The sequence below is a fragment of the Leptospira bandrabouensis genome (genome assembly GCF_004770905.1).
Classification (GTDB): domain Bacteria; phylum Spirochaetota; class Leptospiria; order Leptospirales; family Leptospiraceae; genus Leptospira_A; species Leptospira_A bandrabouensis.
The window spans coordinates 87,974-112,141 of record NZ_RQHT01000014.1 but is presented as its reverse complement, the minus strand read 5'-3'; the positions used below and the strand labels follow the sequence as shown (position 1 = coordinate 112,141).

At 39.5% G+C, this 24,168-nt stretch carries 24 protein-coding genes; 19 read left to right on the top strand and 5 right to left on the bottom strand.

Features of this window, described 5'->3' with window-relative positions; all coding sequences use genetic code 11:
* Positions 1-19 precede the first annotated feature (19 nt).
* From lepB to ilvB, 3 genes are all read left to right on the top strand, one after another.
* Positions 20-1,057, top strand: coding sequence for a signal peptidase I (gene lepB, locus EHR07_RS07680; RefSeq protein WP_409035721.1), 1,038 nt, complete (start codon positions 20-22; stop codon positions 1,055-1,057).
* Complete coding sequence (locus EHR07_RS07675; protein ID WP_135744550.1) at positions 1,054-1,281, top strand: AtpZ/AtpI family protein; 228 nt, start codon at positions 1,054-1,056, stop codon at positions 1,279-1,281. Before lepB ends, EHR07_RS07675 begins: the two co-directional genes overlap by 4 nt.
* A gap of 338 nt (positions 1,282-1,619) precedes the next feature.
* Positions 1,620-3,311, top strand: a complete 1,692-nt coding sequence (gene ilvB / locus EHR07_RS07670; protein WP_135744549.1) for a biosynthetic-type acetolactate synthase large subunit — start codon at positions 1,620-1,622, stop codon at positions 3,309-3,311.
* 45 nt (positions 3,312-3,356) lie between these two features.
* On the opposite strand, the gene EHR07_RS07665 is transcribed toward ilvB, so the two are convergent.
* Positions 3,357-3,704, bottom strand: coding sequence for a P-II family nitrogen regulator (locus EHR07_RS07665; RefSeq protein ID WP_135697141.1), 348 nt, complete (start codon positions 3,702-3,704; stop codon positions 3,357-3,359).
* Between the two features lie 5 nt (positions 3,705-3,709).
* Positions 3,710-4,999: an ammonium transporter gene (locus tag EHR07_RS07660; protein ID WP_135744548.1), complete on the bottom strand. Its 1,290-nt coding sequence runs from the start codon at positions 4,997-4,999 to the stop codon at positions 3,710-3,712.
* 324 nt (positions 5,000-5,323) lie between these two features.
* Here EHR07_RS07660 and EHR07_RS07655 point away from each other — a divergent pair, with 324 nt between their 5' ends.
* The 16 genes from EHR07_RS07655 to EHR07_RS07575 all read left to right on the top strand — a co-directional run bounded on the left by EHR07_RS07655 (position 5,324) and on the right by EHR07_RS07575 (position 22,157).
* A complete protein-coding gene (locus EHR07_RS07655; protein ID WP_135744547.1) occupies positions 5,324-5,809 on the top strand; it encodes a glutathione peroxidase in 486 nt (161 codons plus the stop codon).
* Entirely contained in the window at positions 5,796-6,248 is a 453-nt protein-coding gene (locus EHR07_RS07650) for a MarR family winged helix-turn-helix transcriptional regulator (RefSeq protein WP_135744546.1), read from the top strand. The genes EHR07_RS07655 and EHR07_RS07650 overlap by 14 nt, the downstream gene beginning before the upstream one ends.
* A 235-nt stretch (positions 6,249-6,483) precedes the next feature.
* On the top strand, positions 6,484-7,497 hold the full coding sequence (locus tag EHR07_RS07645) for a DUF5018 domain-containing protein (RefSeq protein WP_135744545.1): 1,014 nt from the start codon (positions 6,484-6,486) through the stop codon (positions 7,495-7,497).
* A 577-nt stretch (positions 7,498-8,074) separates the two neighbouring features.
* Complete coding sequence (gene atpB, locus EHR07_RS07635; protein WP_420871173.1) at positions 8,075-9,154, top strand: F0F1 ATP synthase subunit A; 1,080 nt, start codon at positions 8,075-8,077, stop codon at positions 9,152-9,154.
* 48 nt (positions 9,155-9,202) lie between these two features.
* The gene (atpE, locus tag EHR07_RS07630) at positions 9,203-9,487 is read left to right on the top strand and encodes an ATP synthase F0 subunit C (protein WP_002975055.1); all 285 of its coding nucleotides are present in this window, start codon (positions 9,203-9,205) and stop codon (positions 9,485-9,487) included.
* A 2-nt stretch (positions 9,488-9,489) separates the two neighbouring features.
* On the top strand, positions 9,490-10,014 hold the full coding sequence (locus EHR07_RS07625) for a F0F1 ATP synthase subunit B (protein ID WP_100742135.1): 525 nt from the start codon (positions 9,490-9,492) through the stop codon (positions 10,012-10,014).
* The gene (gene atpH, locus EHR07_RS07620) at positions 10,011-10,574 is read left to right on the top strand and encodes an ATP synthase F1 subunit delta (protein ID WP_135744542.1); all 564 of its coding nucleotides are present in this window, start codon (positions 10,011-10,013) and stop codon (positions 10,572-10,574) included. The genes EHR07_RS07625 and atpH overlap by 4 nt, the downstream gene beginning before the upstream one ends.
* Positions 10,571-12,085, top strand: coding sequence for a F0F1 ATP synthase subunit alpha (gene atpA / locus EHR07_RS07615; protein ID WP_135697156.1), 1,515 nt, complete (start codon positions 10,571-10,573; stop codon positions 12,083-12,085). Before atpH ends, atpA begins: the two co-directional genes overlap by 4 nt.
* Before the next feature lie 11 nt (positions 12,086-12,096).
* A complete protein-coding gene (gene atpG / locus EHR07_RS07610; RefSeq protein ID WP_135744541.1) occupies positions 12,097-12,966 on the top strand; it encodes an ATP synthase F1 subunit gamma in 870 nt (289 codons plus the stop codon).
* Between the two features lie 21 nt (positions 12,967-12,987).
* Positions 12,988-14,394, top strand: a complete 1,407-nt coding sequence (gene atpD / locus EHR07_RS07605) for a F0F1 ATP synthase subunit beta (RefSeq protein WP_135744540.1) — start codon at positions 12,988-12,990, stop codon at positions 14,392-14,394.
* 5 nt (positions 14,395-14,399) lie between these two features.
* Positions 14,400-14,780 (top strand): ATP synthase F1 subunit epsilon, encoded by a 381-nt coding sequence (gene atpC / locus EHR07_RS07600; RefSeq protein ID WP_135744539.1) that lies wholly within the window; start codon positions 14,400-14,402, stop codon positions 14,778-14,780.
* Between the two features lie 47 nt (positions 14,781-14,827).
* Positions 14,828-15,124 (top strand): hypothetical protein, encoded by a 297-nt coding sequence (locus tag EHR07_RS07595; RefSeq protein WP_135744538.1) that lies wholly within the window; start codon positions 14,828-14,830, stop codon positions 15,122-15,124.
* A gap of 9 nt (positions 15,125-15,133) precedes the next feature.
* Complete coding sequence (locus tag EHR07_RS07590; RefSeq protein ID WP_135744537.1) at positions 15,134-17,422, top strand: midas domain-containing protein; 2,289 nt, start codon at positions 15,134-15,136, stop codon at positions 17,420-17,422.
* Between the two features lies 1 nt (position 17,423).
* On the top strand, positions 17,424-19,694 hold the full coding sequence (locus EHR07_RS07585) for a GAF domain-containing protein (protein WP_135744536.1): 2,271 nt from the start codon (positions 17,424-17,426) through the stop codon (positions 19,692-19,694).
* 10 nt (positions 19,695-19,704) lie between these two features.
* Positions 19,705-21,102, top strand: a complete 1,398-nt coding sequence (locus EHR07_RS07580) for an MBOAT family O-acyltransferase (protein WP_167483365.1) — start codon at positions 19,705-19,707, stop codon at positions 21,100-21,102.
* Between the two features lie 8 nt (positions 21,103-21,110).
* A complete protein-coding gene (locus EHR07_RS07575) occupies positions 21,111-22,157 on the top strand; it encodes a hypothetical protein (protein ID WP_135744535.1) in 1,047 nt (348 codons plus the stop codon).
* Here the strand turns inward: EHR07_RS07575 and EHR07_RS07570 are convergent.
* The 3 genes from EHR07_RS07570 to EHR07_RS07560 are packed head-to-tail and all read right to left on the bottom strand — an operon-like array spanning position 22,119 to position 23,984.
* The gene (locus EHR07_RS07570; protein WP_135571309.1) at positions 22,119-22,304 is read right to left on the bottom strand and encodes a DUF5808 domain-containing protein; all 186 of its coding nucleotides are present in this window, start codon (positions 22,302-22,304) and stop codon (positions 22,119-22,121) included. The genes EHR07_RS07575 and EHR07_RS07570 overlap by 39 nt on opposite strands.
* Positions 22,305-22,330: 26 nt before the next feature.
* Positions 22,331-23,416, bottom strand: coding sequence for a glutamine-hydrolyzing carbamoyl-phosphate synthase small subunit (carA, locus tag EHR07_RS07565; RefSeq protein WP_135746220.1), 1,086 nt, complete (start codon positions 23,414-23,416; stop codon positions 22,331-22,333).
* Positions 23,417-23,462: 46 nt separating this feature from the next.
* Positions 23,463-23,984: a hypothetical protein gene (locus EHR07_RS07560; protein ID WP_135744534.1), complete on the bottom strand. Its 522-nt coding sequence runs from the start codon at positions 23,982-23,984 to the stop codon at positions 23,463-23,465.
* Between the last annotated feature and the right edge of the window lie 184 nt (positions 23,985-24,168).

Sequence of the window (24,168 nt, the reverse complement as noted above, 5' to 3'; positions counted from 1 at the left end):
ATTCCTTAGCTTCGAACCTATGGGAATATTCTCCACCATCTTCCAATCCAAACCAAAACAAGATTCTAAGGAACCGCCAAAAGAGGGAGCCGCTGCCTCTGGAATTTCTTTCGGAATCATTGTGGTTCTTGTATTTGCTTTCAAATCATCTATATTAGATGCTAATAATATTCCTTCTGGTTCGATGATCCCGACACTCAAAATTGGGGACTTTTTGTTTGTGAATAAAATGCGTTATTCTTTTCGAATGCCTTTTACAGAGAAGGAACTCTTCCGTATTGATGATCCCAAACGTGGGGATATTGTTACTTTTATTCCACCGGCAACGGCCCTTGCCCAAGAAGAATCACGGACTGGAATTTTTGCCAAACGATTTGTGAAACGAGTTGTAGGATTACCTGGCGATACGATCCGAATCACTCGCAAATACATGGACACAAAAGATAGAGGACGAGTACACTTTGCACTCATCGAATACAAAGAAAAAGGTTCCGAAGAGTTTCGATCTTACGAACCAAAGGAAGTTCCCATTGGAAGAGAACTTTCTGATCTAGATAATTTAGAAGCCACACAAAGAGCACTCTTCAAAGAAGTCAAACCAGGGTTTGAACATTTTATTTTGGAGGGATTTGAGGATGATCGCCGTGCCCATATCTTTGAATATTGTGATTTTTTACATGGTTGTCAAATTCCAGAAGGCCAGTATATGGTGATGGGGGACAACCGAGATGACTCTCACGATTCACGTGCTTGGGGATTTGTAAAACGAGAAGATATTTTAGGTAAGGCACTCATTATTTATTTCTCCATCGATTGGAAAGATTCCACATGTGAATACAAAGATGGACAGGAACTTGCTGAGAAAGGACCTGAAATTGCAGAAAGATATGAAGGGGAAAAACTAGAAAACCGTTGTCATTATACAGAAATCTTTTCTTCACATAATACTCGTTATAGAGATGATGAGTCTCGGTTCGGATGGATTGAAAGAACTATTCGTTACCGATTGTGGAGACTTAGTGTTAGGTGGGACCGAATTGGTCGTATCCTCCAATGAGCGAAGAGCAGGAAAAACCATCTGCCAAAAAACCAGAAAAGTCACCTATGGCGATGGCTGGTGCTGGTTTTGAATTTGTATCTTCCATCGCACTTTTTGTGGTGGGAGGATACTACCTTGATGACTATATGAAAACGGAACCACTTTGGCTCCTGGTTGGTTTTTTCCTGGGTTTTATTTTTGCTTTTTATTCTCTCATCAAACGAGCCAAAGAAAACGAATAAAAATTCGATCCATTCTGCTGTTACATCTGCATCTATCAATTCCATCCTTAGGCTTGCGAAATGTTTGCAGAAAATCACTAAGCCACTCCAAATAAATTCTTGACGGATCACAAGTTTACAAAAAACTTTTTACTGTAATGGCCTCTCGGACAACCACAGACAACGAATTCATGGATTCCATGCCCGTTCTTGGATTGTCTAGCTATGTCCTCTCTACTCTCGTCCTAGTCGTCGTAGTCTCCTCATACATACGTAGCTTTCTGTCATAATTCTCACTTGTTTCCTCGGTCGACAGAAAGCTGAAAGCCGACGGGGAAACCAACAAGGAGAGGATCTTTATGTCGGAACAAATCACCGTAAGTCAATACATCATACGTTTTTTAGAATCAAAAGGTATCACATGGATTCCAGGAGTACCAGGGGGAACCATCTTGCCATTATACGAAAGTTTGGCGGGGTCAAATATCGAACATGTGTTAGCAAGACATGAGCAGGGTGCTGGATTTATCGCACAAGGTAGGGCAAGGAGCACTGGAGAGGTGAGTGCCGTATTTGTTTCCTCTGGACCTGGTGTGGCCAATCTCATCACTGCTGTAGCCGATGCGCAAAGGGATTCTGTTCCCTTGCTAATTTTTTCGGGACAAGTTCCATTAGGGTTAATGGGAACCGATGCTTTCCAAGAATTACCAACAGTAAAGATTGTTTCATCAGTCGTGAAAAAGGTTTATTTGGTAGAAGAACCAAATCAAATCACTGAAATTTTAGAGGAAGCATTTTTGTTATGCGGGGAAGGGAAAAAAGGACCAGTTTGGATTGATTTACCCAAAGATATACAAACTCAAAAGATTAACTTACCTGAAAATAACATTCCTTTTGGTGGATCATCTCATTTGGATTTTTTGGAACAGGTAAGTAAGGCAGATCCTTTGTCTTTTGAAAGTTTGGATATTTTTCTAGATGAGTTCAAATTCTTGTTAAAGAGTTCTCGGTTCCCCTTACTATATATAGGTGGTGGTGCAAAAAAAGAATATTTGCGATTAAGAGAATTTGTTTCTCGTTTTCAAATTCCCGCTGTGACCACTCTTATGGGACTTGGGATTTTTGAAAAAGACGATCCGATGAATTTAGGGATGATGGGGATGCATGGAACTGTGGCTGCCAATGAAGCTCTGGGTGTTTGTGATCTCTTGATTGGCATAGGAGTTCGTTTTGACGATCGTGCGACAGGTGCCATAGAAAAGTTTTGTAACCAAGCAAAAATCATTCATATAGATATTGATGCCCGTGAAATTGGCAAAAATAAATCGGTAACTTTAAGTTTACAAAAAGATATTTCAGAAGTTCTTCCTTTTTTATTAGAAGAGGATTTTCAGGTCCAAAACAAGGAATCATTGTTGCAGGTTGAAACTTGGAAACAGATTCCAGAAGAACATCCGATGAAATCTATTCTTTTGGATTTTGCTTCGGTTTTACCAAGTGGCGAACATTTTGTCCTAACGGATGTAGGCCAACATCAGATGTGGGTGGCACAATATTTTCCATTTCATCAACCATTGTCTTGGATCACCTCAGGTGGACAAGGAACTATGGGGTTTGGTCTTCCAACTGCTATTGGTGTTGCATTAAGCCATAGAGATTCTCATGTGTATTGTTTTACAGGTGATGGATCGATAATGATGAACTTACAAGAATTGTCTACACTCAGAGAACAGAATCTTAATGTAAAGATCATTCTAATCAACAATGAACATTTGGGGTTAGTGAAACAACAACAAGACTTGTTTTATGGAAGTTTGTATTCTGGTTCTAAATTTCATTTCCATCCCGATTTTTCTATGTTATGTGAATCATTCGGAATAGTATATTATGAATGGGATTGGAGATCGGAAGTTCAGGACTTAGAAACAGTTTTAGAAAAGAAAGGCCCGGCTTTGGTTGAAGTAAGAGTCCCTTCTAGTTGGGGAGTGTATCCATTTGTTCCTGGTGGAAAGTCCAATCAGGAATATATTCTCGGCCAAGTAACAACTTGAGTTTTGACTCCGAGGGAAAAATTCCCTCGGATCATCAAATTTTCGTTAGATGGCTTTGCTTCCTCGTTCTCCGCTACGAATGCGAATCACCTCTTCAAGTGGCATTACAAAAATTTTTCCATCTCCTATTTTACCTTCTGGTCCTGTTTTTGCTGCTTTTAAAATGGCATCCACAGTTGGTTTGACAAACTCATCGTTAACTGCGATCTCTAAGCGCACTTTTCTAAGAAGATTCACTTGGTATTCATGCCCACGGAAAACTTCTGTTTTTCCTTTTTGTTGGCCATAACCTTGGACATCACTTACAGTCAAACGATAGATTTCGTTTTTGGTAAGTTCGTTTTTTACTTCTTCTAACTTATGTGGTTGGATGATTGCGACTACTAATTTCATACTGATTACCTTATATCATATCCTTTTTCACCATGAATCTCTTGGTCGAGTCCGGTGATTTCTTTATCTTCTTCGATTCTGAAACCGATTGTTTTTTCAATTACAAGTGCAAGTATATAGGAAACCACAAAAGAATAAATTCCTGTTGCGACTACGCTAATGACTTGCGCGTTCATTTGATTTCCTAAGGTCATTCCTTCAGCTAACTCTAAAGCAAAGAGTCCAGTGAGAATGGCACCGAATGCTCCTCCGACACCGTGAATACCAAAAGCATCAAGAGTATCATCGTAATTGAGTTTTCCTTTAAGTAAAATTGCCATATAACAAATGGGTGACACTAAAAATCCCATAATGATGGCACCTTGTATGCCCACATAGCCGGAAGCAGGTGTAATGACAACCAAGCCTGCTACAATTCCTGAGGCAGCTCCTAACGCTGTTGCTTTTTTAGTGTGTAACCATTCGATCAGTAACCAACTGGCTCCCGCAGCGGCTGGCGCAATGAGTGTTACAGAAAATGCGCGCGCTGCAAGTCCATTGACAGAAAGACCAGAACCGGCATTAAATCCAAACCATCCAAACCACAAAAGTCCTGAGCCAAGTAACGTATAAGTCATATTATTGGGATGAGTTAATAATCCAGGATCACCTTTTCTTTTTCCAATAACAATGGCTGCAGCAAGTCCAGCGATCCCTGAAATTAAATGGACGACTGTTCCTCCAGCAAAATCAAGTGCATTCATTTGTAATAACCAACCTGAATCGGACCAAACCCAATGTGCTACCGGATCATAAACTAACGTTGACCATACGAGAATAAAAACTATATAAGCTGAAAGTTTGATTCTCTCGGCAATGGCACCTGAAATTAATGCTGGAGTAATGAGTGCAAACATACCTTGAAATAAAAAATGTACGTATGTGGGAATACTTCCTTTTACTGAATTAATATCGATTCCATTCAAAAAGGCTAAATCAAAATTACCTACGTAAGGGTTATCTCCCGAAAAAGCAAAACTATATCCAATGATGGTCCATTGTAATGTCATCACGATGATAGCCACAAAACTATGCATCATTGTGGAGAGGACATTTTTGGATCTGACAATACCACCATAGAACAAAGCAAGGCCTGGGATCATAAAAAACACAAATGCAGAAGAAACTAACATCCATGCGGTGTCGGATTTATCGATAGCAGGGGTGGGAGTTAATTCACCTTCTGCTGCCAAGAATCCGGGCAAAAGGAAGAGTATAGATACCAACAAAGGCCTTAAGACCAATTGTATTTTCATTGTTTGCTCCAAATATCTTTTGAAATGAGAAATAAAATTCGTATCATTTCGAATGCCTTCCCTCTGAAAGCTAGTAAATTCTGCAAAACTAGGAACTTTTTTGTAAAAAATAACGGGAAATTGGGAAGGCGATGGCTGGATTCGCTCGGTTGTGGTAAGGCGGTGGTATTGGGAGGCGGGTTCAGTTCCCCACCCAAATTAGGGCGGGGTTATAAATATCCACACTCACCCGGTTCCTTTCATTCAAAATCCGAATTATTTCTTAAAAAAGATTGAACAAAATTGAATTGTGCACAATCTAATTTGCAGTAAGGGAGAGAACAAATGTCAGATGAATTTTATAAAATCAAAGTAAAACGCGGATCCGAGGAAGTTCCTTTGGAACAATTTAAAGACAAGATACTTTTGATCGTAAATACAGCGAGCGAATGTGGTTTCACCCCTCAATACAAAGGTCTTCAGGAAACTTATGATCGTTGGAAGGGGAAGGGTTTGGAAATTTTAGCATTTCCGTGTAACCAGTTTGGACAACAAGAACCAGGAACAGACGCAGAAATCAAATTGTTTTGTGAGAGAACATTCTCTACTACTTTTCCTATCTTTTCAAAACTAGAAGTGAATGGTCCAAATACGGATCCACTATATTTACACCTTAAAAAACAGGCACCGGGAATCTTCGGTTCCTTGGATATCAAATGGAATTTTACAAAATTCTTGATTGATAAAAACGGAAACGTTGTGAAACGATATGCTCCGATTACAAAACCCGAAGATATCGAAAAGGATATCGAAAAACTTGTCAAAGCTTAAGAATCCAACAGAGGAGGTTCTTCTATTGAAGAACCAAATTTGTTTCTCCTTATATTCTTCGATGCACCGACTGATGAGAATCTATCGGCCTTTGCTTGAATCGGTAGGGCTAACATACCCGCAATATCTGGTTATGTTAGTTCTCTGGGAGGAAGGTGAAAGTTCTGTTAGTGGATTAGGAGAACGTTTGCAACTGGATTCCGGTACATTAACCCCGCTACTCAAACGATTGGAACAAAATGGATTGATCCAACGTAATAGAAATCCCAACGACGAACGCGTTGTGATTGTTACTTTAACCAAGATGGGAAAACTATTAAGAGAAAAAGTAAAAGGAATCCCTGAACAAATTTTTTGTTTATCCGGGATTAATGAAAGTCAGGCGAACCAATTAAAAGAAATTTTGGATGGCCTTGGTGCCAATTTAAATCAAATTTAGTTGTTTTTTAGGAATTAATTTCCTAATTTATGATTGACTATTAAATTATCTTTTTTAAATAATCTAACATCGTTTAGATACTAAATCGCTTGAACAAACGAAAGCAAAGGTAAACTGCTCCATGCTGAAGCCATATTTCAAATTTTGCTTTTGTTTCTCACTTTTTTTATTTTCCTGTAAAGATCCTTTTTCTGAAAATTTATGTGACCCCAATGGAAAGCGATTTATAAACACTTTGCTGTTAAAATGGGCAACTACAGATGGCAGTCCAACTTGCGGTAAAATCTATGTTCCATCGGTCGCAAAAGAATTATTGGAGTATTCGATTCCTAGTTTAGGTGTTAAGGGAATCATCACAGAAAACAAAATAGTCATCACCTCTGAAACAATCGTTTCTATATCTTCCTATATTGCAAATTTCAAAACAAACGGTGCCTCTGTTACAGTGGATGGAAAGGAACAAATTAGTGGCGTTACTTCTAACTCTTATTCAACTCCTTTAAAATATATTGTGACTGGAGTGGATGGTAGTACCAATGAATACACTGTCCAGATGGTAGCACCCAGGGTTTTGGGTTCTGGTTCTCTCAGGCTTTGGTTCAAGGCAGACCAGCTAACATTAAATGATGGTGATCCCATTGCTACTTGGTCTGATGTCAGTGGTTATGGAAATCATATAGTTCAAGCACCAGCCCCGACTATACATACACTTTATAGAAAAGGTCCAGCTGATGGATACCCAGTTGCAGAATTTAGAAGTGTAAATGTATCAAAGATGAATTTATCAGGCGGAGTCGGATTGTATGTTAATAATAGCGGAAGCGTTTTTTTTGTGATGAAGTTAATCAATACTATTACTGGTGGGATCACTCTAATTAACATACATGGTGGCCAAGGAAGAGAGATTTCTATAGATCATCCAAATTCAGCATATCTTGTCTGTCGAAATGGTGCAAGTTGCTCTACCATATCAGCTTTACCAATTCCAAAAAATGAATTTCTGGCAATAGGTTCAGTGCAAGTGTTGATGACTTCTGGTCGTGAGTATTGGAATGGTAATTTGAAAAGTCAAGTACCAATTTCCTATGATTATTCAGGTGGTGCTAGTCCAAATACAATTTATTTAGGCAATGGAAATCTTGATGCAGATATAGCTGAAGTTCTTTACTTTAATACGGACCTTTCAGAAGCAGATGTAGAAAAAGTTTTCTTTTATTTGAATACCAAATACAAACTTTCGCCAAAGTAATTGTAGTTTTCTTTTCAGAATCGGCAAAAAGATGAACATGATTCAATTAAATTTGTGAACCTACAATTCCTCCTACACAAACCAGCAAACATGTGATATATGGTAGTCATTGGGTGGCGGGTGGATTACCCCACCCAGTTCGATACGGGCGGGGATCTATACCTTCCAATCCCCCACGCACCCCCAAACCTACTTGCCCCCAAACCGCCACTATGCAAACTACAACCAATGGATCTAAATACCATCAATCTGAAAAGGTTCCATCTCCACTATTTTACTTATTTACTTTTTATTTTCATTCTAAGTCTCCCCCTAACTGCAGGTTTGGTGGAGGATGGTTATCGTGTGATTTTCTATTTTGGAGGTGCTATGTCCTTTGCGATCCAAATGGCTGTCTTACAACTCCGGTTTTTGCCGCGAAAAATCCCCGCACTTGCTGACTCAGGGTTCCCCTTTTTTACAGTATTTCTCTCCTTTTTTCTAAATCTGGGCATATTGACAGCTTTGCAGGTCTTAGATTACCCTTTTGAGGCAACTTCTGGATTTTTAATTGCCTATTTCGTCCACCTTCTTTTCCTTGTATTTGCGAGCTATTTCAGTGGAAAATAAGTCTAAATATCGGTTTTTTTTATCATTTTTATTAGTTTTTTCCCTTAGTTTTACGAATGTTTTTGCAAACGATTCGGAAGGGCACGGCTCTGAAGAGGGCTTCGATTTCAGCGAAGTGATGGCACACCACTTAGGTGATGCTCCGATCTTCCCTCTGAACTTCGGTGGCACAATCGTAACGGAAGGCCAACCTGGTTTCGATGCTGAAAACCACGATGTCTTCGTAAACCATGACGGTGTGAAATACCACTATGTTGGTGGCCTTGACCTTCACATCACCAAACGAGTGACCATGATGTGGATCGCTTGTTTTTTTATGTTCCTCGTTTTTATTCCCGCAGCCAATTTGATTTCTAAGAACCCTAAAAAGGTTCATAACAAATTCACATCCGGTGTAGAGGCTTTTGTATCTTATCTAAAAGAAAACGTTGTAGATTCTTCTCTTGATCACCACGGCCATTCTTACTACCATTATATTTTCTCATTGTTTTTCTTTATTCTATTCTGTAACTTGTTTGGCCTTATCCCTTCAGTAGGGGAGCTAACAGTTGCCGCTTCTGATGCTCTTGTGGCAGTCGGGGCAGTGGATCACACACCACATTCTCTCCATACATTCGGAGAAATCTGGTCTGGGATCACACCAACAGGTGATATCAGTGTCACACTTTCTCTTGCATCAATCACCTTACTAACGATATACGGCACAGCATTCTCTTACCAAGGAATTTCATTTGTAGCACATGCGGTTCCTAAGGGAGTTCCTCTCCCACTTTGGCCACTGATGTGGGTTCTTGAATTTATCGTCACTCATATCGCACGATCTTTTGCGTTAACCATGAGGTTACTTGCCAACATGACTGCAGGGCACGTTATGATCCTTGCGTTACTTGGGTTTATCTTTATGAGTGAAAATTGGCTCATAGCACCTGTATCTGTTCTCAGTTCAGTGCTTATTTACTTTTTAGAACTACTTGTAGCCTTTCTACAAGCGTTCATTTTCTCACTGCTCACAACCGTGTTCATCGGAACTGTGATGCATAGACATTAAGATTGGTTTTATTTATATTATAAAACACACAGGAGTGAAACGAAAACAATGGAATTCGGTTTAGGATACATCGCAGTAGGACTCGCAGCAGGACTTGCATTACTTGGTGCAGGAATCGGTATTGGTAGAATTGGTGGATCAGTGGCAGAAAGCATCAGCCGCCAACCAGAAGCAGCGGGAAAGATCCAACTCGTTCTTTACGTAGCAGCAGGTATGATTGAAGGTGCAGCACTTTTCGCAGTGGTAATCGCTCTTCTTATCGCGCTCAAACTCAATGGCTCAATTGACAAAACAATTGGTGCTGGTGCCACTAAAGTAGAACAAGGACAATAGTCTTGGTTATCCTTGCGGCTTCCGGCTTCAATTTGCTGAAAGTCAATCCGGGTCTGGTCATCTGGACCCTGGTCACTTTCTCAGTTGTTGTCTTCGTTCTTAAAAAATTTGCATGGGACAAGATCCTTCATGCTCTCGAAGAACGTGCTTCCGGCATCCAAGGCGATATCAACAAAGCTGAAACCCTTCGCGTAGAAGCAGAAAAGTCTTTAAAAGAATATAAAGACCAACTCTTCAAAGCGACGGAAGAAGCTCATAAAATTGTAGATGAAGCTAAAAAAGATGCAGTTGCTCTCCGCTCTCGATTGACGGAAGAAGCACACAACGAAGTGAAAGGCATTAAAGATAACGCAATTCGCGAAATCGATTTAGCGAAGAGCAGAGCATTATCTGAAATGCAAAACCAAATTGTGGAAATGTCCGTTCTCATCGCGAGTGAGATCTTGGAGAAACAATTGAAGAAGGAAGACTATGCTTCCTTTGTCGAAAAAGAGATCGCAAAACTCGATAAACTTAAAATCAAATGAGTCTGAACCAAATTTCAAAGGTTTACGCAACGGCAATTTTAGAGTTAGCTCAAGAAACTAACTCACTTGAGTCAACAGAAGAGGAACTTTCAACACTCGTTGATGTTTTCTTTTCTGATGAATCAATTCGCCATTATTTCCTTTCTCCATTAGTTGATCCTTCTGAGAAAGAACGAACTGCTGAAAAGTCAGTTCAAGGGAAGGCATCGGAAATCGTTGCCAACTTCATCACACTTGTGGTTCGCAAAAATCGATTTCTATTCCTCAAGGATATTTTGGAAGATTATAGAACAGGAGTGGACCGACTAAAAAATCGTAGTTCTCTTCGCATTGTTTCCAAAGATTCTCTTGGCAAAGAAGCTGTAGATCGAATCACCAAGTCTATCACTTCCAAGTTTGGACGCGATCTTCGTGTCACAGAACAAACGGATCCAACCCTTATTGGTGGATTCAAACTCTTTATAGACGACTTTTTAATCGATGCCTCGATCCGTGCAAAACTTGCAGGAATAGAAGAGGCTCTCCTCCAAAAGAAAATCCCAGTCGGAGCATTTGAATGAAAATTAAAACAGACGAAGTAACGTCGGTACTAAAACAAGAAATTAAAAACTTCAAAAAAGACCTTCAAGTTGAAGAAGTCGGAACAGTTCTCGAAGTTGGGGACGGGATTGCGAGAGTTTACGGACTCACAAACGTAATGTCAGGAGAGCTTGTTGAATTCCAAAACGGAGTTCGAGGACAAGCATTCAACTTAGAAGAAAACTCCGTAGGGGTTGTAATCTTCGGTGATTATATTAAAATTGAAGAAGGTTTTTCCGTTAAACGTGTGGGAAAGATCTTCGAAGTTCCAGTAGGACCAGAACTTCTCGGTCGAGTACTTAACCCTCTTGGGGAAGTGATCGACGGAAAAGGACCTCTGAACGCAAAAAAAACAAGACCGGTTGAGTCTCCAGCTCCTGGAATTGCGATGAGAAAATCGGTTCATGAACCAATGCAAACAGGAATCAAAGCGATCGATGCAATGATCCCAATTGGACGTGGACAAAGAGAGCTTATCATCGGTGACCGTGGAACAGGAAAAACATCCATTGCGATCGACACCATCATCAACCAAAAAGGAAAAGGTGTAATCTGCGTTTACGTAGCGATTGGACAAAAAGCATCTACTGTTGCTTCCACCATCGAAATGTTACGCGAAAAAGGTGCTCTTGAGTATACAATCATCGTATCGGCAAACGCATCGGAACCTGCACCAATGTTATACATTGCACCTTACTCTGGTGCGACTATGGCTGAATACTTTATGTATGAAGAAGGAAAAGCAACACTCGTTGTTTACGATGACCTTTCCAAACAAGCCGTTGCTTACAGACAAATGTCATTACTTCTACGCCGCCCACCAGGTCGTGAAGCATATCCTGGGGACGTATTCTATCTTCACTCTCGCCTTCTTGAAAGAGCAGCAAAACTCGATGATAAATTTGGTGGTGGGTCTATGACTGCACTTCCAATCATTGAAACGCAAGAAGGGGAAGTATCCGCCTACATCCCGACTAACGTAATCTCCATTACTGATGGTCAGATTTACCTTCAATCCAACCTTTTTGCATCGGGACTACGCCCTGCGGTGGATGTAGGGATTTCTGTATCACGGGTTGGATCTGCAGCGCAAATCAAAGCGATGAAAAAAGTAGCGGGAACACTCAAGTCAGACTTGGCACAGTTCCGTGACTTAGAAGCGTTTGCACAGTTAGGAACAGAACTTGATCCAGTCACACAAGCACAGCTTGATCGTGGATACCGAGTTCTTGAAATTCTAAAACAGCCAAATAACTCACCATCTCCAGTAGAAGAACAAGTAATTTCCATCTTTGCTGTAACAAAAGGATTTATGGATACAATTCCTACCGCTAAAGTTAGAGAATTTGAATCTTTCCTTTTGAAAACGATGAGAGAGCAACACACTGAAATTTTGGAAGAAATTAGAACTGCTAAAGAAGTAAAACAAGAAGCAGCTCTACAAAAAACAATCAAATCGATTGTTGAACATTTTCTAGCAAAGAATAACTAAGGGGAAAGATCTTGGCGACACCGCGTGAGATAAAAAAGAGGATTAACTCGGTTAAAAATACGAGAAAAATCACTCGAACCATGGAGATGGTCTCCACGGCAAAGGCAAAAAAAGCCACTAACAAGGTTAATGCGGCAAAACCATATGCCGAATTAACTCGTGAGTTAGTTTCTTCTTTGTCTGGCCTTGCTGGGATCATCCACAGCCCTTACTTAAGGAAGCCGGACAAAATCCGAAAAGTGGCTATCCTTGCAATTGCCGCAAACCGTGGGTTATGCGGTGGTTTTAACTCCAATCTTCTTCGTATGGTCAAAAACCGTATCGAAGACTTGAAGTCAAAAGGTGTGGAAGTCGAAGTCCATGCTGCAGGGAAAAAAGCCATTGCTTTCTTTAAATTTGCAAAAGTTGAATTGGTAACAACATATACCAATATCGATGACAAAGCAGGAAGTAAAGAAGCAAACGACCTTGCAACTTACTTTATGGAACGTTTTGCAAATGAATCAGTGGATTCTGTTGAAATTATTTCCACTCATTACTATTCGGCAGCGACTCAAAAACCTGAGATCACAACGGTTCTTCCATTATCAATGGAAGAAAAAAGTTCCAAAGGATCTTCTGGCCCTGAAGTTTTGTATGAGCCGGATCCAAAAACAATTTTGGAAAACCTTCTACCAATGGTGATCAAAACAACTTTTGTTAAAATCATTTTGGAGTCGGTAGCTTCCGAACACATTGCACGAAGAGTGGCGATGAAAGCGGCAACAGACGCTGCAGGTGAGATGATTAAACTTCTAACTCGCGGTTACAACCGAGTTCGTCAGGCAAAAATTACGCAGGAAATTTCAGAAATCGTAGGAGGAGCGGAAGCCATCTCCTAACAAAGGTCTTTCGGAGTATATATGAATAAAGGTAAAATTAAACAAATCATCGGTTCGGTAATGGACATCAGTTTTGAATCCGGGAATATGCCTGAGATCTACAATGCCGTGGAAATCCAATCGAAAGTTAACGGCAAAGACGTAACAATTACTGCAGAAGTGCAACAGCACATTGGAGACAACACGGTTCGGGCGATCTCCCTTCAATCCACTGATGGATTAAAAAGAGGATTAGAAGTCATTGATACGGGAGCTCCCATTTCTGTTCCTGTAGGAACAAAAACTCTTGGTCGTATCTTTAACGTTCTTGGTGAGGCTATCGATGAACTCGGTGATCTTCCTAAAGACGTAAAAAAGATGCCAATCCATAGAAATGCACCTTCTTACGATGAAATTAAACCAAAAACTGAAATCTTTGAAACAGGGATCAAGGTTATCGATTTACTCGCTCCTTATATCAAAGGGGGAAAAACAGGACTATTCGGTGGTGCCGGGGTAGGAAAAACCGTTCTTATCCAAGAGCTTATCAACAATATCGCAAAACAACACGGTGGTTACTCTGTGTTCGCTGGTGTGGGTGAAAGAACTCGTGAAGGAAACGACCTTTGGAACGAGATGAAAGAATCTGGAGTTATCGACAAAACCGTTCTTTGTTTTGGTCAGATGAACGAACCACCAGGTGCTCGTCTTCGTATCGCACTTTCTGCATTAACAATGGCAGAAAACTTCCGTGATGAATCCGGATCAGACATTTTACTTTTCGTAGATAATATCTTCCGTTTCTCGCAAGCAGGATCTGAAGTATCGGCCCTACTTGGTCGTATGCCATCTGCGGTAGGATACCAACCAACTCTTTCTACAGAGATGGGGGGATTACAAGAACGAATCACTTCCACAACTAGAGGTTCCATTACTTCTGTGCAAGCGATCTACGTTCCTGCCGACGACTTAACTGACCCGGCTCCCGCAACTGCCTTTGCTCACTTAGATGCAACCACAACCTTATCTCGTGCGATTTCTGAAAAAGGGATTTACCCTGCTGTGGATCCACTGGATTCCACTTCACGGATCATGAACCCACAAATTGTTGGGGAAGAACACTACAACACAGCACGTGAAGTACAAAGAATTCTTCAAAGATACAAAGACCTTCAAGATATCATCGCAATTCTTGGTATGGACGAACTTTCTGAGGACGATAAAATCCTTGTTTCTCGCGCTCGTCGTTTGGAGAAATTCCTTTCACAACCTTTCCACGTGGCAGAACAGTTCACTGGTCGACCAGGAAAGTATGTAAAATTGGAAGATACCATTCGTTCCTTCAAAGGAATCATTGAAGGTAAATATGACACCCTTCCAGAACAAGCCTTCTATATGGTCGGTTCGATTGACGAAGCGATCGAAGCGGCAAAACAACTCAAAGGTTAATTCGGATGAGTAAAGAACTGACTTTAACAGTCATCTCTCCCGACAAAATCCTTTATCAGGGCAAGGCAGAATCAGTGATTCTGCCGGGTTCTGTGGGTTATTTTGGAATTTTGCCAGGGCACGCAACACTCGTTTCCCAACTCGATTTTGGACTCATCAAATTGCATTCTGCAGGAAAAGAGTTCCGAATCGCCATCGATGGGGGATTCTGTGAAGTAAGAAATGACCAAATCCGAGTGTTAACCGAGGGTGGGGATTCAGAAGACGATTTGTCTCATGACCACGCCATTGAACTCTTACAGGAAGCAGAAGCCCTTCCCGTTTCAAAAGAGAAAGAAAATCTCCTAAAGAAAGCAAAAGTTCGCATTTTACTGCACGAACGTTAATTTTTTTCCCCCCTTCTTGCCGAAAATAAACCAGAGGGGGAATTCCTTTGGCTATAGATTGGATTCGACGTTCTGTATTGGTAACGATACTGGTTGCCGGATTCTATTACTTAAAGGAAAACCCTGATTTGCGAAAAAGAATCTATTCTGAAGAACCAATTCGTGTTAAAATTGAGGGACCTGTGGTGAACCCTGGGTTTTATTCATTAGATGCGGGTTCCAATGGAAAAGATTTGATTGAGATGGCAGGTGGGTATGTACCTGGAGCGCAAATCAAAATGGAGGACAGTGTCTTGGACCAACCTTTAGAGGATGGCCAGATACTAAATTTGGGAAAACGGTAATCGAGGCGAATGGCGGATCAAGAACAGAATAAAAACGAAGATCTAGAAAACATCGAACCTATACTCGATGAAGACTCGTTTTCTTTGGATTTGGATGATTTTGATATGGGCGATGATGACTTAGATGTATCGCCAGGGATTGAAGCCCCAAACCTCGATGATATCTCTGCCTTCGATGAGGAAGACGATTCCATTTCGGATATGGTTGCTTCTTCCGATTCCTATGATGATTTATTAGATATAGATTTAGATTCTGATTTAAACTTACTTGGGGAAGAAGACCCCATTTTGCATGATGAAGACATTCATGCTGATTTTTCTGACTACGAAGAAGATTTAGAAAAAGAAAATTCCAAAAGCCCCGCAAAACAATCATATAACGATACCCTTGACGAAGATCTTGAATTAGAGTTTGATGATGATTTGATTGACCTGGATAAAGAAATCGAATCAATTCTTAACGGTGAAGACGGAATTCTCACTCCTAAGAAAACCAAGCAGGATGAAGACGAAGAAGAAGGTCCTATCTCTTTATCTTTAGAAGAACTTGAGAATATTACAGGTAACTTAGAAGAGGAAGATCATACAGGAGAACCTGCACGAACTCAATTTGATGAAGAGGAACATGAACACAATTTAATTGATGAACATTCCGATTTAAATCTAGATTTAGATGATTCTGAAATTGATACAGACCTTGCGTTCGATGAAGAAGGTAAACCGCAATTTGATTTAACTGACCATGACGAAGAAGATTCTTTTATACCTAAAGATGACTTAGGTCCCGACACAGAGGAAGAGGATACAAGTTTCAAACCTCTTGTTGATCCAGAAGAAGAAGAATTATTCGGAAAAAACAAAGAAGATGAAAACCTCACGCTTTCTGATGAAGAACTAGGAAGTATCCTTGGAGCAGGCGGTGAAGCAAGTTTAGAGGAAACTTTAGGTTCGGAAGAAGAATTCCTAACATCCGATGATGAATCAGACCTTCCTAGTTTCACTGATGAAGAAGGCAGCTTTGACCTATTAGGCGGCGAGTTTGAAACGCATGAAGAAGAAAACGAAACTAAGGACAATGACGAAGAGGAAGGTCCTCTCACATTATCATTAGAAGAATTAGAAAACATTTCTGGCGAAGCTATTGAAGAGGATTTTGAAGAACCTACTTCAGACATTCTAAACGAAGAATTAGAAGACGAATCTATCACTTTAAGTCCAGACGAACTTGGAAATATCATTGCCAGTGATCCAATCGAAGAAACAGAAGATTCTGAAACTTCTGAAATCGAAGGAAGTGACGAATTAGAAACGGATCTCGGCGACGATTTCGGTTTTGATTTAGGAGAAACGGAATCTGACCTAGAAGGATCGGAAAGTTCGGAAGAAGGGCTAGAAGGTCAAATGGAAGGTTTTGAATCTTCCGAAGAAGATGAAGGCCCCATTGCTCTTTCTATGGAAGAATTGGAATCCATTGCTTCTGATGCTGAAGAAAATTCGGAAGAAGAACTTGTTGATAGTTTTGACCGCGCACCACTCCCTTATGAAGAAGAACTGACTCCAAAATCAGATCTAATGGCAGAAGATGAAGAAGATGAATCCATCGCTTTGTCAATGGAAGAGTTGGAAAACATTACTGCCTCGGAAGAAGAAGAGGTTTCAGCTGATGAAATTGCAAACTCTCTAGAAGCAGAAATTGAAACAGATGATGAAGATGTAACTCTCTCGCCGGAAAGTTTGGATGAAATTTTAGGGGAAGAACTCCCCGGAGAAGGATTAGAAGATATCGCTGACCTTCCAGTTGAGGAAGAATTTGCGTTATCGGAACAAATTGGTGAAGAAGATGCATCAGAATTTGATTTTGGCACTGTCGAGGAACAAGACTTAGTCGAACATGAATCAGATACGGATTTTGGAGATTTAACTTCCGATTCTGCGGTTGATGATAGCTTTGATTTAACAATCAGCGAACCACCTAAAGAAACAAGAGTTCCGACTTTAGCTTCAGATGATTCGGAAGAATACGAAGTTGATTTAGATGAATATGCAATGGAAGGAAAACTTTCTCCATTGGAAGAACTTCGTAAATCAGATGTATCCGCACCAGAGGGAAAACAAACCCCTGCAGAGGAAGCTTTTGCCGAGGTTGGTAGCGAAAATTTATCCGCTGGTGATCGCAAAAAAGTGTTAGGTTATTTGGATAACTTACTTGGCAACCTTCCTGATGAAGTCATTCGTGAATTCTCGAAATCCCAATACTTCGAGTTATACAAAAAAATGATGAAAGAATTGGAGTTATAAAGTGGGACTTCTCGATAGAGCCGAAGAAATTAAAAAAACTTCGGATTCCCCAACTCCTAAAACAATTTCCGACTTTCAAGATAAACCTTCATTACTAAAAAAAGCGGAACACTTTCGGGAAGAGATAGAACTAACTCAAAAAGAATCTTCACCTGCCGTCGACTCAGACTCGGAATGGTTAGACGATGAATTTCAAGAAAACCTTCCCACTGAAATTGGGGATCTACCCAATCCTGATGGAGAGGAAGAGTTTGATTTAAGTGATATTCCAGAATTGACAGATGCCGATTTTGGTGACTTAGCAGATGAGGCATGGGATGAAAATCCTGTCTCACAATTAGAAGATGATTTTGAAAATGGACCTAATGATTACCAACCAATTGCGGATGAGGATTCTGAAAATGATTCTCTTGTAGAACCTGATTTAGATTTTGAATTGCCCGCAGAGGAAGAATTATCTCCCGAGTTAGAAGGAGAATTACCACCTTCCGATGAAAATCCTTCACCAGAATTAGAAGCAGAATCACCTGAAAAGACAACGCCACCTAGCAAAGGAACGGAACCAGATAAGACCAGTGAACTGGAGTTTGGTGACGATTTAATTGATCGTGATTTTCATGACGATACAACGGAACCGGATGCACCACTGCCAGAAGTAAATCTTTTTGATGAGTGGGAAAACGACGCAAAAAAAGAAGCTGCAAAACAACCTCTTAGACCTACGAAAGAAGATCCGACTCCGATTGGCGAAGATGTCTTGTTTGACGATGAGTCTGATTTTGGAACAGCACCGATGTCATATCATCTTGCTTCCAAAAAACGAATCGAAAATTACCAAGCTATATTTGAAATAACAAAAGAAATCGCATCTTCCAAAGAATTTTCTGATTACTTTGATAATTTAGTTTATAGTTTAATTGGACAAGTGGGATGTAACTCAGTCGTAGTTCTCACTTCCACAAATCCTAAAAATCCAAAATGGGAAGCAGTTGCTGCTCAAGGAATTCAATCCAAAGATTCTTGGTATTTGTCACCTAACGATGAAATCTATTCTCGCATTTCTGATTCGGAAACTGTGATTTATGCAGGAGAGTTTAAATCTGCTCGTTTGCCTAGCCGAGAATTGAACCTATTAAATGAAATGGGTTCTGAAATCCTCGTTCCGATTCGACATGGAGATAAATGTTTTGGATTATTATCCTTAGGAAAACTCATCAATGGGGAAGAATACATTACCGACGATTTGGAATTTGCAAAAATAGTAGGTGATATAGCAGGTTCTGTATTTGAAAGAGTCTCAGAATTTGAATTGATGAATGATAGTTTGGTGCAAGCCAAAGAAGTTATAGAAATCAATGAATCTGTTTTAAAATCTGCGCGTGAATTTGCTCGTGTTCGTAAGATGGATGAAGCATTTGATCTTCTTGTTGAAAGCATTAAACAAAAATTAGGTGTAAAACAATTTTCCTTTTTGGTGTTAGATTCTGAAACTCGTTCTGATTACATTGTATTTGGTTCTAATTTTATACTTCCGGAACGAGCTAAAGATTTTAGGCTGAGTAAAGATTCTGACATTGTTGGAATGGTTTCCAACGTTCCTGGGGTTTATAAATTAGAAAACTTCAGAGAAGATTCAGAATTGAAATCCATTTTCACAAATGATGAGCTAGGTATCATGAGTGAATTTACAATTCTACCTATCATTAACTTAAATTGGCTTGTAGGTATGGTGATTGTTCATTCCACCGGATCTTCTTGGACCGATACTACTAGGGATGTAGCTGTTAGCCTTCTTGAAACATCGGCTCCCGTTTTTGCCAATCTTTTGATTTTGCAAGAGAAAGAAGCATTATTCAGAAATCCATTTAATCCACTAGAAAATAGAATTTTAAGTGAAATCGAAAAAGCATCTCAGATGAATACAAATTTCACAGTTTCCTTATTCAAAATTCAAAATGTGTCTCGAATGGTTCACTTAGTCGGGACAGGAACATTTGCTCGTTATGCGGATGCTTTACGAAAGACTATGATGGATCATATTGGCGAGTTAGACTTTTTTACGCGAGTAGGCCAAGGAAAGTTTGCAATGGTCCTTCATGGAAAAGATAAAGAGGAAGCAGACATTGTAATTAAAAAAATTAAGTCTTCTTTTGCCAAAAAAGAAGATGCCATCATTGGATCCTTCCGAGCTACATATCGTGTATTAAACTTATCCTATCCTCATGATACAAAGGACAAAAATCAGTTTTTGGAAATGGTTGAAGAAGCCTAAGTAACTACCTGTGTTATTTAACTCTCTTCCTTTTCTCTTTCATTTTCTTTTATTCTACGCTATTTATTATTTTGTTTCCGATCGAATTCGGAAATTTCTTCTTTTGGCTTTCGGAATCTATTTTTATTCTAAGTGGAATGTAAACGCTACATTTCTTTTGCTGTTTTCTGTGACTTTTAACTTTGGTTTGGCAAGGTTTTTGTCACAACTCTCCGGGAAAAAGAGGAAAGTCCTTTTCGTATTCGCAATTTCTTCTAACTTATTATATCTTGGGGTGTTTAAATATTTTATTTTTGTTTGGGATTTGTATTCTGATCTAAGGATAAGTGTTGGTTTGAGTGAGTTAGTATGGAAACCAGAAATTTTATTACCCATAGGCATTTCTTTTTATACATTTCATAATATTAGTTATTTAATTGAAGTGTATGATAAAAGAATCTTTCCTTGTAAGAATTTTTTTACCTTTGCTATTTATGATTTGTTTTTCCCATTATTGTTACTTGGGCCAATTGAAAGACCTGGGAATCTTATCCCACAAATAGAATCGAAACAAACCATTACAAAAGAAAAAATTTGGAATGGCGTATCTTTGTTTATGTGGGGAGTTTTTATAAAATCAACCATTGCGGATCCCTTTTCCCGGTATGTAGAAACCCATGCCCAATCCTTTCATTCCTTGGAGCTTGGAATTTTGTGGATTGTGGCACCTGTGATTGCATTCCAAGTGTATGCAGATTTTTTTGGTTATTCCCTTTGTGCAATGGGTCTTGCTGAGATGATGGGCTTTCAGCTTATGAACAATTTTAAAAGGCCATTCTTTTCTTCGAATCCATCAGAGTTTTGGTCCAAATGGCATATTTCTTTATCTACTTGGTTACGTGATTATGTTTATATTAAGTTAGGTGGGAATCGGCATGGTTTCCTTCGTGAAAATTTGAACTTAATGATTGTTTGGTTTCTTGCGGGTATTTGGCATGGAGCCGGATATGGTTTTTTAATTTGGGGAGTATACCTAGGTCTTTGTTTAGTTTTTTATCGCTCTTTAAAACATTACGGGTTTGTAAAGGAAACAAGTCATATCCAATCTATCCTTGGGATATTTTTTACCTTTTATAGTTTTTCATTAGGACTATTATTATTTCGTATTCAATCGCCAAAGGAAACCAAGTTGATTTTGGAAAATTTAACTCATTTCCCGAAAATTTCTTCCATTCCACTAATGATTCTAATGACAATCTTGCCGTTGTTAGTATTCGATTTATGGCAAGAGTGGAAAAAAACGGACCGACCCGACTTTTTTATTTCATCGAAACCCTTTTCCTTTTTGGTTGTGTTTTTTTTCTTATTTCTTTGGTTTTCTTTATTTTCTCCCTTTGGGAAACAGGATTTTTTTTATTTCCAGTTTTAGTTTAATTTATGAAACCACTTTATCTTTTATGCACATTCATTCTTCTTTCTCTTTTTATGCATCTCACTGTCGACTGGATTGTACCTTTTTGTGAAACAACTTCTTCTTATTGGTTTCTATCAAACGAACGAAAAATTAACTCAAATGCAAAGATATTAGTATTAGGTGATAGTCAAATAGTTACCGGCGTAACTCCTCAGTTAATTGCAGAAATGGAAGGTGTTACCACTGATGAAGTTTTGTATCTTCCGAAGCCAAGCCAACAACCTGAAGGGATTTTATTGGAATCTTTGGAGGTCCTTCAAAAAGTACCAAAACTAAAAAAAGTTTATGTTAACCTTTCTCCACTAAATACGAGTAAAAATTCAGTTACTGATGCCAATCGGCAACTTTTCCTTTCCTTTGGAAGTTTTTCCTTAGACACAATCACTCATCCATTATTACGTAAGGCTTATTTTTCTAATGTAACCGATTTGAGTTGGAAGATAATCATCAAGATCTTCCCATACTTTGGACTTAGTTCCAATATCAATCGTTTGGTGTATGATCCCATCGCACAGTCAGATGTTTTACGTAGGCAAAAGGAATTTGTATACATAAAGGATAGTATGGAAAAAAACCAAGGATCTTGGGTTTGGAAATTCATTGGTGATGATCCAACCTTAGATGTGAAGGAAGAATTTCCGCCTAACAGTTCACAAGTTCTTTCGGGAAAAAGGGATTTATCAATGCTTTTATGGTTCGATTTGATTCGTCTTTGGCAAGAGAGGGGAGTAAAAGTAGTTTTTCTTCGTATCCCATTTTCTCCCAAGATGGAAAAAGATATTTTGAAAACCAAAGCAAACTTAGTTGCCGATGAGTTTTTTAAAACGATTACAACTGAAGAGAGGCTTAAAGAGAGTGTGGCAGTGTTTGATTTTAAATCAGAATTTTTAGAAGAGTATCAGTATTTTGGTGATTTGACGCATCTCAACCAAAAAGGAAGAGATGCTTTTGCAATCATTTTGAAAAAAGCTTTATTTGATCACACCCACTCTTCGGCCCAAGGCATGTAGGTTGATTCCCCAACCGAGTCCAAAAAATTGTTTTGGTGTTAGGATTTCTTCTGTACTAGGATCCCAGATATCTTTCACAAATGCTTCTGCTGAAATTTCTGTTCCGTATGGGATTCCCCAAAAATTTTTATCTTCACCGTATGACATGAATCACCTCGCTATTTAGCCAAATCTTACGATTTGCTAGATTCTACCATAGTATAAAATTCTTGAAAATGATAAGCGGAATCATGAGGACCTGGACAGGCTTCTGGATGGTATTGGACTGCCATCACGGGAAGGCCTTTGGTTTTTAGGCCGGCAACTGTATGATCGAACAAATTGATCCTAGTGATTGGCATCTCACTTGTGGACTCACCGAGTACATGAAATCCGTGGTTTTGGGAAGTGATTTCAATTTTGCCAGTTTCTTCGTTTCTGACCGGATGGTTTCCACCTCTATGACCAAACTTGAGTTTGGCGGTCTTTTTGCCTAAAGCCAATCCAATGATTTGGTGGCCTAAACAAATCCCAAACAGAGGTTTTTTGGCATCCATAATGGCTTTTGCTGAGGAAATCGCATAATCCAAGGGAGCTGGATCTCCAGGACCATTGGAAAGGAAAAAAGCATCAAATCCTTCTTTTAATAAATCTTCGGCTTTGGTTTTGGCAGGGAAAACATGAACATTGAATCCAGCTGCATCCAAAAGTTTTAAAATGTTGCGTTTGACCCCAAAATCATATACAGCAAGTTTAAACTTACTTGGAGAATGTGCTCCAAATACATATGGTTTCTCACAAGTGACTACTTGTGCTAGGTCTTGGCCTTCCATAGTAGGGGCATTTTTGACTGCTTCAAGAAAAGAATCATTGTAAGTTTCGCTAATAAAAATCCCACAAGACATGGCACCTGAGTTTCGTATGATGCGAGTTAGCTTGCGAGTATCGATACCTTCTATGGCAGGGATACCGAATCGGATTAAAAAATCGCTTAAAGTTTCTTTCGATTGAAAGTTAGAAGGTCGTTTGACATATTCTTTGACGATGAGTCCAGATGCCTGGATCTTATCTGATTCCATGTCGTCTGGATTGATACCGTAATTCCCAATCATAGGGTAAGTGAGTGTCACGAGTTGGCCTTTGTAAGAAGGATCAGTAATGATTTCCTGATATCCCGCCATAGAGGTGTTAAAGACTACCTCACCAATCGAATTCTTATTTGCACCGAAAGATCGGCCCTTCATGACCGTTCCGTTTGCTAAAACCAAAAAAGCCTGCATCCAGTCCATTCCAAAGAAATGGCCCCTTATGACGAACAAAAATTCATCAATCTTTTATGTAATAACGTTTTATCCTGTCGTATCTGTAGTCCCCATTGATTTCCACTGTTTGCATCTGTGAAAGGGATTCGGCCATTTCCTGTGCCAGTTCTGGTGCAATGGTTAAATAAGACCTTTTACCTCTTACCAAATAGACAATTTGGCCCGTGTTGGGATCGGCTTCGATGACTTGTCCTTGGATCCTTTTTAACTGAGAACCTGGGGTGCTAATAGAAACTTGAAATTTCTGAAAAATATGAGGTTTCCCCAAACAAAGCCAAATATCAGAAGTGGGGTTCAATTGCGTGGCTTTGCCCTCAATATTGTGTTTTTCAAAGGACTGGTTGCCAAGGGCCAGCTGCATCGTATCCGCATCACAATAGATGGTTTTTTCTCGTAAATTGGTAGGGTCGATAAAACGAAACTGTGGTTCGGGTCCTTTTGTATCCCAATGCACCAATTCGCCTGAAAAACGAATGATTTTGCGTTCCCGACCAAAGGCCTCGCCGGAAAACAGAACAAAAAGCAAGAACAATCTGCAAATAAGGAAAGATTGCCTAGATGGCATTAGACTCATTCGAATTACCACATTTAACACAATTTTCGTTTAAATTTAACAATTTTATTTGACAAATCCTAGAAGAACGACTAGTTTCATTGCAATTGTCGGTATGAACGGTTGCTCACTTGCATTCGTTTGTCCACAGGAATGA